Origin of the sequence: Agrobacterium sp. OT33 (assembly GCF_017313365.1) — a bacterium.
Taxonomy (GTDB): domain Bacteria; phylum Pseudomonadota; class Alphaproteobacteria; order Rhizobiales; family Rhizobiaceae; genus Agrobacterium; species Agrobacterium rhizogenes_A.
Window position 1 is genome coordinate 185401 of record NZ_JAFLMZ010000002.1, and the last position, 14266, is coordinate 199666.

12 protein-coding genes are annotated in these 14266 nt (G+C 61.4%); all 12 read left to right on the forward strand.

Going from position 1 to position 14266, the window contains the following annotated elements; translation table 11 throughout:
* Positions 1 to 111: 111 nt before the first annotated feature.
* Positions 112 to 1329 (forward strand): deoxyguanosinetriphosphate triphosphohydrolase, encoded by a 1218-nt coding sequence (locus tag JZX88_RS04955; RefSeq protein ID WP_206912771.1) that lies wholly within the window; start codon positions 112 to 114, stop codon positions 1327 to 1329.
* A gap of 76 nt (positions 1330 to 1405) precedes the next feature.
* A complete protein-coding gene (gene argS, locus JZX88_RS04960) occupies positions 1406 to 3163 on the forward strand; it encodes an arginine--tRNA ligase (protein ID WP_142859300.1) in 1758 nt (585 codons plus the stop codon).
* Between the two features lie 66 nt (positions 3164 to 3229).
* Complete coding sequence (locus tag JZX88_RS04965) at positions 3230 to 6223, forward strand: SPOR domain-containing protein (protein ID WP_206912772.1); 2994 nt, start codon at positions 3230 to 3232, stop codon at positions 6221 to 6223.
* Between the two features lie 263 nt (positions 6224 to 6486).
* Positions 6487 to 7503: a beta-N-acetylhexosaminidase gene (nagZ, locus tag JZX88_RS04970; RefSeq protein WP_206912774.1), complete on the forward strand. Its 1017-nt coding sequence runs from the start codon at positions 6487 to 6489 to the stop codon at positions 7501 to 7503.
* A gap of 58 nt (positions 7504 to 7561) precedes the next feature.
* A complete protein-coding gene (locus JZX88_RS04975) occupies positions 7562 to 8410 on the forward strand; it encodes a ScpA family protein (RefSeq protein ID WP_206912777.1) in 849 nt (282 codons plus the stop codon).
* Positions 8400 to 9134 (forward strand): SMC-Scp complex subunit ScpB, encoded by a 735-nt coding sequence (gene scpB / locus JZX88_RS04980; RefSeq protein WP_206912779.1) that lies wholly within the window; start codon positions 8400 to 8402, stop codon positions 9132 to 9134. Before JZX88_RS04975 ends, scpB begins: the two co-directional genes overlap by 11 nt.
* A gap of 128 nt (positions 9135 to 9262) precedes the next feature.
* On the forward strand, positions 9263 to 9469 hold the full coding sequence (locus JZX88_RS04985) for a twin-arginine translocase TatA/TatE family subunit (RefSeq protein ID WP_003509722.1): 207 nt from the start codon (positions 9263 to 9265) through the stop codon (positions 9467 to 9469).
* Positions 9470 to 9526: 57 nt separating this feature from the next.
* On the forward strand, positions 9527 to 10246 hold the full coding sequence (gene tatB / locus JZX88_RS04990; RefSeq protein WP_206912782.1) for a Sec-independent protein translocase protein TatB: 720 nt from the start codon (positions 9527 to 9529) through the stop codon (positions 10244 to 10246).
* Positions 10243 to 11046, forward strand: a complete 804-nt coding sequence (gene tatC, locus JZX88_RS04995; protein ID WP_003495662.1) for a twin-arginine translocase subunit TatC — start codon at positions 10243 to 10245, stop codon at positions 11044 to 11046. Before tatB ends, tatC begins: the two co-directional genes overlap by 4 nt.
* Positions 11047 to 11150: 104 nt before the next feature.
* Positions 11151 to 12434 (forward strand): serine--tRNA ligase, encoded by a 1284-nt coding sequence (gene serS / locus JZX88_RS05000; RefSeq protein WP_206912785.1) that lies wholly within the window; start codon positions 11151 to 11153, stop codon positions 12432 to 12434.
* Positions 12435 to 12606: 172 nt separating this feature from the next.
* Positions 12607 to 13377: a 5'/3'-nucleotidase SurE gene (gene surE / locus JZX88_RS05005; protein ID WP_065115839.1), complete on the forward strand. Its 771-nt coding sequence runs from the start codon at positions 12607 to 12609 to the stop codon at positions 13375 to 13377.
* Complete coding sequence (locus JZX88_RS05010) at positions 13374 to 14027, forward strand: protein-L-isoaspartate(D-aspartate) O-methyltransferase (protein WP_065115838.1); 654 nt, start codon at positions 13374 to 13376, stop codon at positions 14025 to 14027. The genes surE and JZX88_RS05010 overlap by 4 nt, the downstream gene beginning before the upstream one ends.
* The last annotated feature ends 239 nt before the right edge of the window (positions 14028 to 14266 follow it).

Consider the following 14266-nt stretch of genomic DNA (forward strand, 5'->3'; position numbering starts at 1 on the left):
GCGGCGATGATGCTTTGCGCCGACCTCTGCGATAGGTATGAAGGGTGAATGAAAAGGTCAATGGCCGAGACCAAAAGGAAGTTCCGGCCGGAGAAGACAACAGGTGGATGCATGATCATAGACCAGCGCGCATTGGGTTTCGGAAGCGGCGAGAGGGCGGTTTTCGCCTCTGATCCATGGACCACGCGCGGGCGTCTTTTTCCCGAAACCGGAAGCCTGACGCGCTCGGAATTCCAGCGCGACCGCGACCGCATCGTTCATACGACGGCCTTTCGCCGCCTGAAGCACAAGACGCAGGTCTTCATCAGCCCTGACGGCGATCATTATCGCACGCGTCTCACCCACACCATCGAAGTGGCGCAGATCGCCCGAGCGCTCGCCCGCGCGCTGAAGCTCGATGAAGATCTGGCTGAGGGCGTGGCGCTGGTGCATGACTTCGGCCACACGCCCTTCGGCCATACCGGCGAAGACGCGCTGGATGCGGTGCTGCTGCCATATGGCGGCTTCGATCATAACGCCCAGTCGCTGCGCATCGTTACCAAGCTGGAGCGCCGTTATGCCGAATATGACGGTATCAACCTGACATGGGAGACGCTGGAGGGCCTCGTCAAGCACAACGGTCCACTGGTGAACGCCAGGGGCGAGGGGATCAAGGGACCGGTTCCGCTGCCCATTCTCGAATATTGCGAGCTGCAGGATCTGGAGATCGGCAGCCATGCCAGCCTTGAGGCGCAGGTGGCGGCGATTGCCGACGACATTGCCTATAATACCCACGATATCGATGACGGCTTGCGTGCCGGTTATCTCACCTTCGAGATGCTGGAGGAAGTGCCGTTCCTGAGCGGCCTGATGGCCGAGGTACGGGGAAAATATCCCGTGCTCGACAAGGAGCGTTTCGCCAATGAGATCATGCGCCGTCAGATCACCCATATGGTCGAGGACGTGATCGGGGTCGCGCAGCAGAATCTTGCCCGTCTGAAACCGCAGAGCGCTGCCGATATTCGCGCCGCCGATTTCACCGTCGCGACGTTCTCGCCCGAGATGGCCGAGACCGACCGGCAGATCAAGAAGCTGTTGTTCGGCCATATCTACCGGCATCCGGAAATCATGCGCATCCGCGCCGGCGCGACGCAGATCGTCACCGATCTCTTTAACCGTTATATGGAAACGCCGGCGGAAATGCAGAGCCACTACTGGGTGGACAGCATTTCCGGCATGAGCGTGGCCGCCAAGGCCCGGCATGTGGGCGACTATCTGGCCGGCATGACCGACAGTTATGCACTGCGCGCCCACCAGCGGCTGTTTGACCACACCCCCGATTTGCGATAGGGCAGCGGGCGATCGCGAAGCCGACCCGGTTATGATGGCCGGACATAAACAGAAGCCCTTCGCGCAGGTTGGAACGATGAACATTTTTGCCGATTTCGATACCAGGATCAAAAACGCGCTCGAGACCCTCGATCTCGTGAAAGAGAACCGCGAAAAGGTCGATTTCAGTCGAATTACCGTCGAATCCCCGCGTGATCTGAGCCACGGCGACGTCGCAACCAATGCCGCCATGGTGCTGGCGAAGCCGCTCGGCACCAATCCGCGCGCGCTGGCCGAACTCATCGTGCCCGCCCTTCAGGCCGATAGCGATGTCGACAGCGTCAATGTCGCCGGTCCCGGTTTCATCAATCTCAAGGTTTCCGTCGGTTACTGGCAGCGTCTGCTGGCCGACATGATCGGGCAGGGCATCGATTTCGGCCGCTCCACCATTGGCGCGGGCCAGAAGATCAATGTCGAATATGTCTCCGCCAATCCGACCGGCCCGATGCATGTCGGCCATTGCCGTGGTGCCGTGGTGGGTGACACGCTGGCGAACCTGCTTGCTTTTGCCGGTTACGGCGTCACCAAGGAATATTACATCAACGATGCCGGCTCGCAGATCGATGTGCTGGCCCGTTCCGTGTTCCTGCGTTACCGCGAGGCGCTCGGCGAAGATATCGGCACCATTCCGTCCGGTCTTTACCCCGGTGACTATCTCGTTCCTGTCGGCCAGGCGCTGGCGGATGAATATGGCATCAAGCTGCGCGCCATGCCGGAAGAAAAATGGCTGCCTATCGTAAAGGACAAGGCAATCGACGCGATGATGGCGATGATCCGCGAGGATCTGGCGCTGCTCAACGTCCGTCACGACGTGTTCTTCTCGGAGCGCACGCTGCATGAGGGCAATGGCGGACCTATTCTCTCGGCGATCAACGATCTCACCTTCAAGGGCCATGTCTACAAGGGCACGCTGCCGCCGCCGAAGGGTGAATTGCCTGAGGACTGGGAAGACCGCGAGCAGACGCTGTTCCGTTCCACGGAAGTGGGTGACGACATGGACCGGGCGCTGATGAAATCGGACGGTTCCTACACCTATTTCGCCGCCGACGTCGCCTATTTCAAGAACAAGTTCGACCGTGGTTTCTCCGAGATGATCTATGTGCTCGGCGCCGACCATGGCGGTTATGTGAAGCGTCTGGAAGCCGTTGCGCGTGCCGTATCGGAAGGAAAGTCGAAGCTGACGGTTCTTCTGTGCCAGCTCGTCAAGCTGTTCCGTGATGGCGAGCCGGTGAAGATGTCGAAGCGCTCCGGCGACTTCGTCACGCTGCGCGATGTTGTCGACGAAGTGGGTCGCGATCCGGTGCGATTCATGATGCTTTATCGGAAGAATTCCGAGCCGCTGGACTTCGATTTCGCGAAAGTGACCGAACAATCGAAGGATAATCCGGTTTTTTACGTGCAATATGCGCATGCCCGCTCGATGTCGATCTTCCGGCAGGCGCAGGAAGCGTTTCCTGGGCTTTCTCCCTCTGCGGAAGAGATGGCGGCATCTGTTGCTTTGATCAGCGATATCAATGAGTTGCAGCTGGTTGCGAAGCTTGCCGAATATCCGCGCCTGATCGAATCCGCGGCCCTTTCGCACGAGCCGCACCGGCTTGCTTTTTACCTCTACGATCTCGCCAGTTCCTTCCATGGACACTGGAACAAGGGCAAAGACCAGCCGGAATTACGTTTTATTAACGATAAAAACCGAGAATTGAGCATTGCCAGACTTGGGCTGGTGAATGCTGTCGCGAATGTTTTGAAGTCGGGCCTTACGCTTTTGGGAGCGGACGCACCTGACGAAATGCGATAACATATCACCATTATTTGCTCACAATACGCTGGCAAGAGCTGCAATGCGTAGATGGTGGAACACGTAATGGTCGAAAAAAATGTCGCGTATAACCGGGACGCCCGGTCCGAAGGGTTCGCTGACAACGATCCTCTGGCAGAACTGGCGCGTATCGTCGGCTTCGAAGATCGTCCTTCGCATGCGGGTTCCGAGGCTGCGCCAGCGGTTACCCGCCGCGAACCCGAATTCAATCTCGAAGACGAGCTGCTTCGGGAATTCGAGGTTTACGATGCGCCGCACGCCGATCCGGTCGTTCTTGATCCGGCGAACGATGTCCGCACGGGTATCCATCCAAACGATTTCATGCAGCGTGTCGAATCGGTTTTCGCCCGCCGCGAGCCGGAGCTTGAGCCGGTGGCCGAGGTCGCGCCTCAACCCGAGGTGAGGGAGGAGCGGCTTCCGGAGGTCGATCAGGCCTATATCCACAATTACGTTGAAACGTCGGCGCAGCAGGATATTCGTGCGGATTTCCGCGACGATGCCGGTGCTGTGGCGGAAGTTTTCGATGTGCATTCGCGCCAGCCGCGCGCCGCCGAGCCTGTTGCCTATCAGCAGACCGCATGGGAAGAGCCGCAGGCCGTGGAGCCGTCCCAGCCCGAATGGCACGCCATGCCGGAGCTTCCGGCCGATGTGTCGGGCAATGTTGCTTCGGCGGCTCATGTCTATACGCCGGAGCCGCAGGCTTTCGATCTCGCTGACGAGGTCGAGATTGCCGTCGCGGAGGAGGCGCCCGCGCCGCTTTCCGTGCGCCCGCCGTCGCATGGTGGCCGCTCGTCGCTGGAGTTCTCCAGCCTGCGCCTGCCGCTTGCCAATTTCGGCGCCCGCCGGGATGTTTCTGCCGCTGATCCGCGAAGGGTGGAGCCGCGCTCCGAGCCGCAGCCGGTTGCGGCGCGTCCAGAGCCGCAGGTCGAGCCCACTCCCGCACCTGCCGTCGTTCAGGCGGAGGAAGTCGCGCCGTCTTTCGCGCCTTCCGTCGCCGAGGCCTTCACGCCTGCCGAGCCGCCCGTTGCGCCTGCGGTTGCCGAACAGCCGGTCGCGAGAAATCTCTCGCCGATGGACGAGCTGATCTACGACGTTGCCAAATATTCCATTCCCGGACGCGGTGAAGAGCCCGTGGTGCAATCCGCGCCGGTCGTGCAGGCTGCGAAAGCCGAGCCGGTGGCTGTTGCCGCCGCGGCTCCTGTCGCCGCAGCGGCCGTCAAGCCGACGCCGGTTGCTTCCACTGCGCCCTCATCGCCTGCTCCGGAACCGGATTTTACGGATTTCGCCGGCTTCAACGATGATGATTTCGAACTGGCGCTCGACGATCTCGATCTTGATCTCGACCTTTCGGAGATCGCCGAAGCCGAGGTTGCGCCCGCACCCGCGCCGCAGCCGGTTCGCCAGGCGCCCGCCGCGCCCGCTGCTGTTGCCGCGCCCCAGCCGGTGAGGGAACAGCCCGCACCGCAGCCGCGCCCGGCGCCCGTAGCCGTCGCCGCACCTGTCGCTCCGGTTCAGCCGCGTCCGGCAGCGGCCGCGCCGCAGCCGGCTGCACCGCAGACGCTGGAAAGCCTGCCTTTCGATCCCTCGCAGATCGGCGAGACGGAAGAGCATCCGGAAAACATCGTCGAGATGGATGTTCCGGAACTGCCGGTCGGGGTTTTCGAACCCAAGCCGCAGGTTCGCCGTCACGAGGAAGACCTTGATATCGATACCGAGCTTGCGACGCTGTTTGCACCGGCTGTCGCCGGTGGCCTCGACCGTCACAAGCATGCCGAAAACCGTGGTGCCGCGCAGGCGCGCCCGGCACAGGCCCCGGAAGAAGCCGACGAGTTCGAACGGGCGCTGGAAGAGGATTTCCGTCGCTCCATGCAGGAGGCTGCGGCTTCCCGTGGCAACGCCTCGCGCGATGCCGAGAATACCTATGTCGATCATCAGGCGGCTTATCGCGATGAAGACGAACGCGGCGGTCGCCGCTGGATCATGCCGGTGGCAGCCGCCATCGGTCTGGTGCTTGTCGGCGGCGGCGTTTACGCGCTGATTTCCGGCGGTTCGTCCAGCACCGGCTCGAATGGCGCGCCGGTCATCATTTCCGCTGATAACGATCCGATGAAGGTCGTGCCGGAAAATCCGGGTGGCCGCGTCGTGCCCAACCAGGACAAGGCGGTCTATGATCGCGTTGCCGGTGGCAGCGCCGCCGATCCGAAGCAGCCGGCGCTGATTTCCAGCAACGAACAGCCGGTGGATGTGGTGCAGCGCACCCTGATCCCCGAGCAATTGCCGCTGGAAGGCGAGAATGACGGCGATATGCAATCCGCCGGTACGCCGGTTGGCGAGACGGAAGATCCGCGCCTGCTTTCGCCGGAAGAAAAGGCCGCCCAGAACGAAGCTGCCGGTGCAACCGGCGTTTCGCCGCGCAAGGTCCGCACCATGATCGTCAAGCCGGACGGCACGCTCGTCGCCCAGGAAGTCGATGCGCCGGCAGCCCAGCCGCCGAAGGCCGAAAAGGTCGAGGAGCTTGCCGCGCCGCAGACCGCCAAGCCGGGCGAGGGCGCTCCCGCCGTCATCGCCGCTTCGCGGGTTCCGGTAGCGCCGGAGCAGCCGCAGGCCAATACGCCTGCCGCCGCCACGCCGGCCGCGCAGTCTGCCGCACCCGTTCCTTCGGCGCGTCCGTCCTCGCAGCCCGCCAATGTGGTGGCAACGGTTACCAATCAGGGCAATGTCCGCCCTGCGGCGACCGCTCCGGCTGCGCAGCAGACCGCCGCCGCCGCGCCTGCCGCGACAAGCACGCCATCTGCCGGTGGTTATTACATCCAGATCGCGTCGCTGCCGAGCCAGGCCGAGGCCCAGAAGTCCTACCAGAACATGTCCGCCAAGTTCGGCTCGGTCATCGGTGGGCGCGGTGTCGACATCAAGGCGGCTGAAATTGCCGGCAAGGGCACCTTCTACCGTGTCCGCATCCCGGCGGGTGACAAGAACGAAGCCGTGGCGCTGTGCGAGAAGTTCCGCTCGGCCGGCGGCAGCTGCCTGGTGGCACGGTAAAGAGATGCGCCGGGGAACGCCCCGGCGCTGATTGTCTGATGTATCTAACGGACTGACGGAGCACCTGTTCTCCGTCATGCCGGACTTGATCCGGCATCCAGCCACGGCGCGTCTGCGCCGTGAAAGAGTCTCTCGCGATCAAGGACTTGATCGCGCTGGACCCCGGATCTAGTCCGGGGTGACGTTTGTTTATGTTGCCGTCTCCCTCAAGGGTTGAGAGTTTGGCAACGTTCTTCCCTCTTTATTCCTGCGAGCGTGACACCATGACCGATTGCAAAGCTATGATCCTCGGATGCAGCGGGCTTTCGCTGACCGCCGACGAGATTGCCCTTTACCGCGACCAGCAGCCGTGGGGCTTCATCCTGTTCGGTCGCAATATCGGCGAGCCGCAGCAGATCACCGATCTCGTCGCCGCCATGCGTGATGCTGTCGGGCGGCCAGACGCGCCGGTGCTGATCGATCAGGAAGGCGGGCGCGTGCAGCGCATCAAGCCGCCGATCCTGCAGGCCTATCCGAATGCCCGTATTCTCGGTGAAATCTACGAGCGCGACCGGGGCGCCGGCCTGCGCGCCGCCTGGCTGATGTCGCGCCTGCACGCTTTCGACCTGATGAGATTCGGCATCAATGTCGATTGCCTGCCGGTGCTCGATGTGCCGGTGGAAGGCGCCAGCAATGTCATCGGCAACCGCGCCTATGGCTATACCCCGACCATGGTGGCCGAGATGGGGCAGGCGGCGGCCGACGGCCTGAAGGCGGGCGGGATGCTGCCTGTCATGAAACATATGCCGGGCCATGGCCGCGGCATGGTGGATTCGCACCATGAACTGCCTGTTGTCGATGTGCCGCTCGATGAGCTGGACGCCCATGATTTCGTGCCGTTCCGGGCGCTGAACCGCGAATTGATGGCGATGAGCGCGCATCTGGTGTTCAACGCCGTCGACCGCGAGCGGCCGGCGACGACCTCGCCAAAGGTGATCGAGGAAATCATTCGCGGCCGCATCGGCTTTGACGGCCTGCTGATGTCCGACGACAGTTCCATGAATGCGCTGAAGGGCACGCTTGGTGAAAGAGCTGCGAATATTGTTGCGGGCGGCTGCGATATAGTCTTGCATTGCAACGGTGTGATGGGTGAAATGCTGGAGGTCGTGAAGGAGGTTCCCGTTCTTTCCGGCCGTTCGCTGGAGCGGGTGCGGGCCGTGGAAGCGGGTTTCCCCGCTGCGGACCCTTCCGACGAAGCGGAGCTGAGAGCCGAATTCAACGCCATGTGGGCCGTTTCCTGACGATCGGGCGGCGGCCCGTTACTCGGGACGACAGGCCGGACGCCCGGCGGATGGAACAATGGCCGCAGACAAGTCTCGCAATTCGACACCGATGGACAAGCTCTGGCAGGATGTGACGCCGGAGCGGCTGACGGGTGAGGCCGGGCTGGTCATCGATGTCGCGGGTTTCGAAGGCCCTCTCGATCTACTGTTGCATCTTGCCCGCACGCAGAAAGTCGATCTGTCGCGCATTTCGGTGCTGGCGCTTGCCGAACAATATCTGCAATTCGTGGAAAGCGCGCGGCGCGTGCGTATCGAGCTTGCGGCCGATTATCTCGTCATGGCGGCGTGGCTCGCCTTCCTGAAATCCAAGCTTCTCATTCCGCAACAATCGAAGGATGACGGTCCCTCGGGTGAGGAAATGGCCGCGACGCTCGCCTTTCGGCTGAAACGCCTGGAAGCGATGCGCGAGGCGGCCGAACGCCTCGTCAACCGTGCCCAACTCGGCCGCGATGTTTTTGCCCGTGGCGCGCCGGAGCATATTCCGCATGTCAACCGCTCGGCCTATGAGGCCAATCTTTACGATCTGCTCAGCGCCTATGCCAACCTGCGTCAGCGGCAGGCGATCACCCAGGTCACGATTGAAAAGCGGCAGGTCTGGTCGCTGGTCGAGGCGCGCGAGCTTTTGACCAATCTGCTTGGCGATGTCGGTGAATGGACCGTGCTCGATCAATATCTGCTGCAATATGTGCCGGACCCCGCCATGCGGGTGACGGCGATCGCCAGCGCCTTTGCCGCCTCGCTGGAGCTGGTGCGCGAGGGGTCGCTGCAAATCCGGCAGGAGGGGGCATTCCAGCCCATCTATGTGCGCCGGGGCACAAGGGACGACCGTGCGGTGAATGCCGAAAGGACTGGCAATGATGAATGACGATGAGACCGTCGAGGCCACCATCGTGACAGATGGTGCGGGCGCCGAACCCCCGGTATTTTCCGAGCGTCAGCTTAAGGAGGCCGAGCGTATCGCCGAGGCTTTGGTCTTTGCTTCCGCCGAACCGGTGTCAGTAGGCTTCATCGCGGAACGTCTGCCGCGCGGCATGGATGTCATCGCCATCCTGCAACGCCTGAAGGTTCTTTATGCCGAGCGCGGCGTCAATCTCGTGCAGGTGGGCGGGCAATGGGCCTTCCGCACCGCCGGCGATCTCTCCTTCGTCATCCGCGCCGAGGAAAAGGAGCCGAAGAAGCTGTCACGCGCCGCGCTGGAAGTTCTGGCGATTATCGCATATCATCAACCGGTGACACGCGCCGAAATCGAGGAAATCCGTGGCGTGCAGACCTCGCGCGGCACGCTTGATGTGCTGATGGAGGCGGGCTGGGTCAGGTTCCGTGGCCGCAGGCGCACACCCGGCAGGCCGGTGACGATCGGCACCACGGTGGAGTTTCTCGACCATTTCGGCCTTGAGGAATTGCGCGATCTGCCGGGCCTTGAGGAGCTGAAGGGCGCGGGGCTGCTTTCCGGCCGCATACCCTCGAATTTCGGCGTGCCTCTGCCGATGATGAGCGATGAATTGCGTGAGGACGAAGACCCGATCACGCAGCTCGATCTCGAGGAACTGGGCCTGCTCGCGCCGGGCGGCGGCGATGGCGACGACTGATATTGCCGACCTGCGGGCGATGCCACGAAAACTTTATGTACACTCGCTGTAGAAGCGACGATTTGTCGTTTGAAAAAGCGTTTCAAACGTCTTACATCGTCTGAAAGCGAAATTCAGGAGTTTCAGTTATGGGTTCTTTTAGTGTGTGGCATTGGCTCATCGTGCTGGTGATTGTTCTCGTCCTTTTCGGACGCGGCAAGATCCCGGAACTGATGGGCGATGTCGCGAAGGGCATCAAGAGCTTCAAGAAGGGCATGGCTGACGAAGACCAGACGCCGCCGCCGGCCGATGCCAACACGAAGACCGTCGACCACAAGGCTGACGAGATCAAGTAAGCGGCCTTTGCCGCTTGGTGTGAGACTGACTGGCGTTAGGGTCTCGGGAGCATATTGATGTTTGATATCGGCTGGAGCGAGCTTCTGGTGATTGCGGTCGTGCTGATCGTGGTCGTCGGACCAAAAGACTTGCCGCCCATGATCCGCGCCTTCGGCAAGACGATGGCCGGCCTTCGCAAGATGGCGGGGGACTTCCGCACCCAGTTCGATGAGGCCTTGAAAGAGGCCGATATGGACGATGTGCGCCAGACGATTTCCGATGTCCGCAATCTCAACCCCACCAATTCGCTGCGCGATGCGATGAACCCGCTTCGCCAGCTCGGCAACGAGATCAAGTCCGATCTCCAGAAGGCGACCACTCCGCCGGAAGGCCTTTCGTCCACACCGGCACCGGCGGCAAGCGAGCCGGTCGCGCCGCTTGTGAGCGTGCCTGAGTCAGAGATGAAGCTGCCGGATGCGCCGCCTGTCGCCGCCGCACCTGTCGCTGCGGCCGAGAAGCCGAAGCGGGCACGGGCGAAATCGATTGCGACCGTGGAGGCCGAAGCGGTTGCCGCCAAGCCGAAACGCACCGCCCGCAGCAAGGCCGCCGCAACGCCGGAAGCCGTCGCTGCTGCGAAGACCAGCGAACCCGCCGCTCCGAAACCTGCCGTGAAGGCCGTCGCCAAAAAGGCGGCCGTCAAGAAGGCTGAAACCGAGAAGGCCACGGTGGTGGCCGATGCCAAACCGGCGAGAGCGGCAAAAACAAAGGCTGCAAAGCCCAAAAAGGATGAAGCATGAGCGGGGATATCGAGGATAAGCCGCAGCCGCTTATCGAGCACCTCATGGAACTGCGCACGCGGCTGATCTGGTCGCTCGGCGCGTTTTTCGTCGCCTTCATCGCCTGTTTTGCCGTTGCCAAACACCTCTTCAACCTGCTTGTCATCCCCTATAAATGGGCGGTACTCTGGGCCGGGCTGGATGTGACGAAATCGTCGCTGATCTATACCGCGCCGCAGGAATTCTTCTTCACGCAGATCAAGGTCGCGATGTTCGGCGCCATGGTGATCTCCTTTCCGGTGATCGCCTCGCAGCTCTATAAATTCGTGGCGCCCGGTCTCTACAAGAACGAACGCGCCGCCTTCCTGCCGTTCCTCATCGCATCGCCGATCCTCTTCCTCATCGGTGCGGCGCTCGTCTATTTCTTCTTCACGCCCATGGTCATGTGGTTCTTCCTCGCCATGCAGCAATTGCCCGAGGATGGCGAAGTGGCGATTTCGCTGATGCCGAAGGTGTCGGAATATCTCAGCCTCATCATGACGCTGGTGCTCTCCTTCGGCCTCGTCTTCCAGCTGCCCGTCGTCACCACGCTTCTGGCGCGCGTCGGGCTTCTGACCAGCGACTGGCTGCGTGAAAAGCGCAAGTTCGCCATCGTCATGGCCTTTGTGGTCGCGGCCGTGCTGACGCCGCCCGATCCCATGTCCCAGATCGGTCTTGCGCTGCCTGCGATCATTCTCTACGAGATTTCCATCTACATGGCTCGACTCGTGGAGAGGAAACGTGCGGCGGAATCCAAAAGCACGGAGCTGGAAGAAACCTGACGGTTCGCCCCGGTCTTCCCGCTCATTCAATCTCCTCGCGCCGGGCCTTTCGCCCGGCGTTTTGCTGATAAACACGGGTGAAGCAACAACGGTCTGGAACGACGATGCACGACATTAAATGGATACGCGAAAACCCCGAAGCCTTCGATGCGGCTCTTGCACGGCGTGGCGTTGAGCCTGCCGCGAGCGGCCTGATCGCCCTTGATGAAAAGCGCCGTTCCGTCATCCAGTCCCTGCAGGACATGCAGTCCCGCCGCAATGCCGCCTCCAAGGAAATCGGCGCCGCCATGGCGCAGAAGAACACGGAGCTTGCGGAAAAACTTAAAGCCGAAGTCGCCGATATCAAGGAGAACATGCCGCGCGCCGAGGAGGAGGACCGTCAGGTCACCGCCGAGCTGAACGACGCCCTGTCGCGCCTGCCGAACATTCCCTTCGACGATGTGCCCGACGGCAAGGACGAGCACGACAATGTGGTCACCCGCGTGGTCGGCCAGAAGCCCGGCTGGAACCATGCAGCCAAGGAACACTTCGAGATCGGCGAAGCGCTCGGCTACATGGATTTCGAGCGCGCCGCCAAGCTGTCGGGTTCGCGTTTTACCGTTCTGACCAGCCAGCTGGCGCGGCTGGAGCGGGCGCTTGGCCAGTTCATGATCGACCTGCACACGACGGAACACGGTTACACGGAAGTTTCCTCGCCGCTGATGGTGCGTGACGAGGCGATGTTCGGCACCGGGCAATTGCCGAAATTTGCCGAGGACCTGTTCAAGACCACTGATGGCCGCTGGTTGATCCCGACGGCGGAAGTGACGCTGACCAACCTCGTGTCCGGCGAAATTCTCGAGCAGGAAAAACTGCCGCTGCGTTTCACCGCGCTCACACCGTCCTTCCGTTCGGAAGCGGGCTCGGCCGGCCGCGATACGCGTGGCATGCTGCGCCAGCACCAGTTCTGGAAATGCGAACTCGTCTCCATCACCGATGCGGAAAGCGCTGTTGCCGAGCATGAGCGCATGACGGCCTGCGCCGAAGAAGTGCTGAAGCGTCTCGGCCTGCATTTCCGCACCATGACGCTGTGCACCGGCGACATGGGTTTTGGCGCGCGCAAGACCTACGATCTAGAAGTCTGGCTGCCGGGCCAGGACACCTATCGCGAAATTTCGTCCTGCTCGGTCTGCGGCGATTTCCAGGGCCGGCGCATGAATGCGCGTTATCGCGGCAAGGACGACAAGGCGACGAAGTTCGTGCATACGCTGAACGGTTCCGGCACGGCCGTCGGCCGCTGCCTGATCGCGGTTCTCGAAAATTATCTGAATGACGACGGTTCCGTCACAATTCCAGACGTGCTGCTGCCCTATATGGGCGGTCTGACGCGCATCGAGAAGGCGGCTTGAGAATTACACTACGTCATGCCGGACTCGATCCGGCATCCAGCCAGCCCAAGCCCTTGGGCTGAAAAGAGTCCTTCCCGCCGCGCAGACGCGCGTCGGCTGGATGCCGGATCAGGTCCGGCATGACGGAGGAGAAGATGCTTCGTCCCCTGCGACATGAAAGCGGAGAGAAAACATGCGGATTTTGCTGACGAATGACGACGGTATCCACGCCGAGGGTCTGGCCGTGCTGGAGCGTATCGCCCGCACGCTGTCCGACGATGTCTGGATCGTCGCGCCCGAGACCGACCAGAGCGGCCTTGCTCATTCGCTGACGCTTTCCGAACCACTGCGCCTGCGAAAAGTTTCCGACAAACATTATGCGCTGCGCGGCACGCCGACCGATTGCGTCATCATGGGCATTCGCGAAGTTCTGCCAGAGAAGCCCGACCTCGTGCTTTCAGGCGTTAATGCCGGCGCCAACATGGCCGATGACGTGACCTATTCCGGTACCATTGCCGGTGCCATCGAAGGCACGCTGCAGGGCGTGCGCTCCTTCGCGCTCAGCCAGGCATTCAGCCATGCCGACGGCCGTGTCGTGCCGTGGGAAGTCGCCGAAACCTATGCGCCGGATCTTCTGCGCAAGCTGATGAATGTCGATCTGCCTGATGGCACCTTCCTCAATCTCAATTTCCCCAATTGCGCGCCCAAGGATGTGCAGGGTGTTTCCGTGACCGGGCAGGGCAAGCTCGATTTCGGCCTGACGGTGGAAGAACGACAGGACGGCCGCGGTTTTCCCTATTACTGGCTGCGCTTCGGCGAACGCCTTGGCACCTTCCGCGAAGGCACCGATATTCACGCCCTGAAGCACGGCAAGATTTCGGTCACGCCGCTTAAGCTTGACCTGACGGACTACACGGTGAAGGATCGGGTTGCGCAAGCACTTGGATTCGGAGTCGCCGATTGAAATCCGCAATGGTCGAAAAGGAAGGTTTTGCCGCTCTCGTTCTCCGCTTAAGGGGCGAGGGGATTTCCGACCTTGATCTTTTGACGGCGGTGGAGCAGACACCGCGCTCCAAATTCGTGCCGCCGCAATTTGCGGCCGACGCCTATTCCAGCCGCACGATCCCGATCGACTGCGGCGCCTTCATGGAAGGCGCCGACATGGCGGTGAAGATCCTGGCCCGCCTGCAGCTGAAACCCGGCCAGCGCGTGCTGGAAATCGGCACCGGCAGCGGTTTCATGACGGCGATCATCGCCCGCCGGGTGGAGCGGGTGTTTTCGCTGGAGCGTTACAAGACGCTGGTGCAGCAGGCGCAGAACTGTCTCGATGATCTTTCCATCCGCAATGTCGTCATCCGCCAGGCCGATGGCAGCAACGGGCTTGTGGGCGAGGGCACCTTCGACCGGATTGTTTCCACGGCTGCCTTTACCACCATGCCCCGCTTCTTTGCCGAGCAGATCGTTTCCGGTGGAATGATGATCGCGCCGATCATCGTCGAGGACGACCGTTGCGTGATGACCCGCTTTTCCAAGACCGGCAGCCGCTTCGAAAAGGAAGAGCTGTTTGAGGCGCCTTATCTGCCGCTCAGCACCCATATTGCGCGGCATTTGTGACAAAATGAAAATTTTGAAGACTCTTCATTTTTGTCTTCTAATGTTCTGAATTCTCGCAACTATCTGATTTTCAATATCATTATTGTCCCGACATGACGCACCCTGTTTTCGTCATGGTTATCGAAGTGTCAAAAAAGCTCCAGGTGGCTTAACGTTTTAACGGCGTGGTAACACTAACGCGCTTTAATCATAAACATCGACGCATGGTTTTCCCGATCTCGGGAAATGGGCCTTGCAAG

Bases quoted from the DNA above. Each gene is read 5' to 3' on its own strand.
- argS (WP_142859300.1), top strand. From the start codon at position 1,406: ATGAACATTTTTGCCGATTTCGATACCAGGATCAAAAACGCGCTCGAG.
- surE (WP_065115839.1), top strand. From the start codon at position 12,607: ATGCGGATTTTGCTGACGAATGACGACGGTATCCACGCCGAGGGTCTG.
- JZX88_RS04975 (WP_206912777.1), top strand. From the start codon at position 7,562: ATGGCCGCAGACAAGTCTCGCAATTCGACACCGATGGACAAGCTCTGG.
- JZX88_RS04985 (WP_003509722.1), top strand. From the start codon at position 9,263: ATGGGTTCTTTTAGTGTGTGGCATTGGCTCATCGTGCTGGTGATTGTT.
- JZX88_RS04965 (WP_206912772.1), top strand. From the start codon at position 3,230: ATGGTCGAAAAAAATGTCGCGTATAACCGGGACGCCCGGTCCGAAGGG.
- nagZ (WP_206912774.1), top strand. From the start codon at position 6,487: ATGACCGATTGCAAAGCTATGATCCTCGGATGCAGCGGGCTTTCGCTG.
- JZX88_RS04955 (WP_206912771.1), top strand. From the start codon at position 112: ATGATCATAGACCAGCGCGCATTGGGTTTCGGAAGCGGCGAGAGGGCG.
- tatC (WP_003495662.1), top strand. From the start codon at position 10,243: ATGAGCGGGGATATCGAGGATAAGCCGCAGCCGCTTATCGAGCACCTC.
- serS (WP_206912785.1), top strand. From the start codon at position 11,151: ATGCACGACATTAAATGGATACGCGAAAACCCCGAAGCCTTCGATGCG.
- tatB (WP_206912782.1), top strand. From the start codon at position 9,527: ATGTTTGATATCGGCTGGAGCGAGCTTCTGGTGATTGCGGTCGTGCTG.
- scpB (WP_206912779.1), top strand. From the start codon at position 8,400: ATGATGAATGACGATGAGACCGTCGAGGCCACCATCGTGACAGATGGT.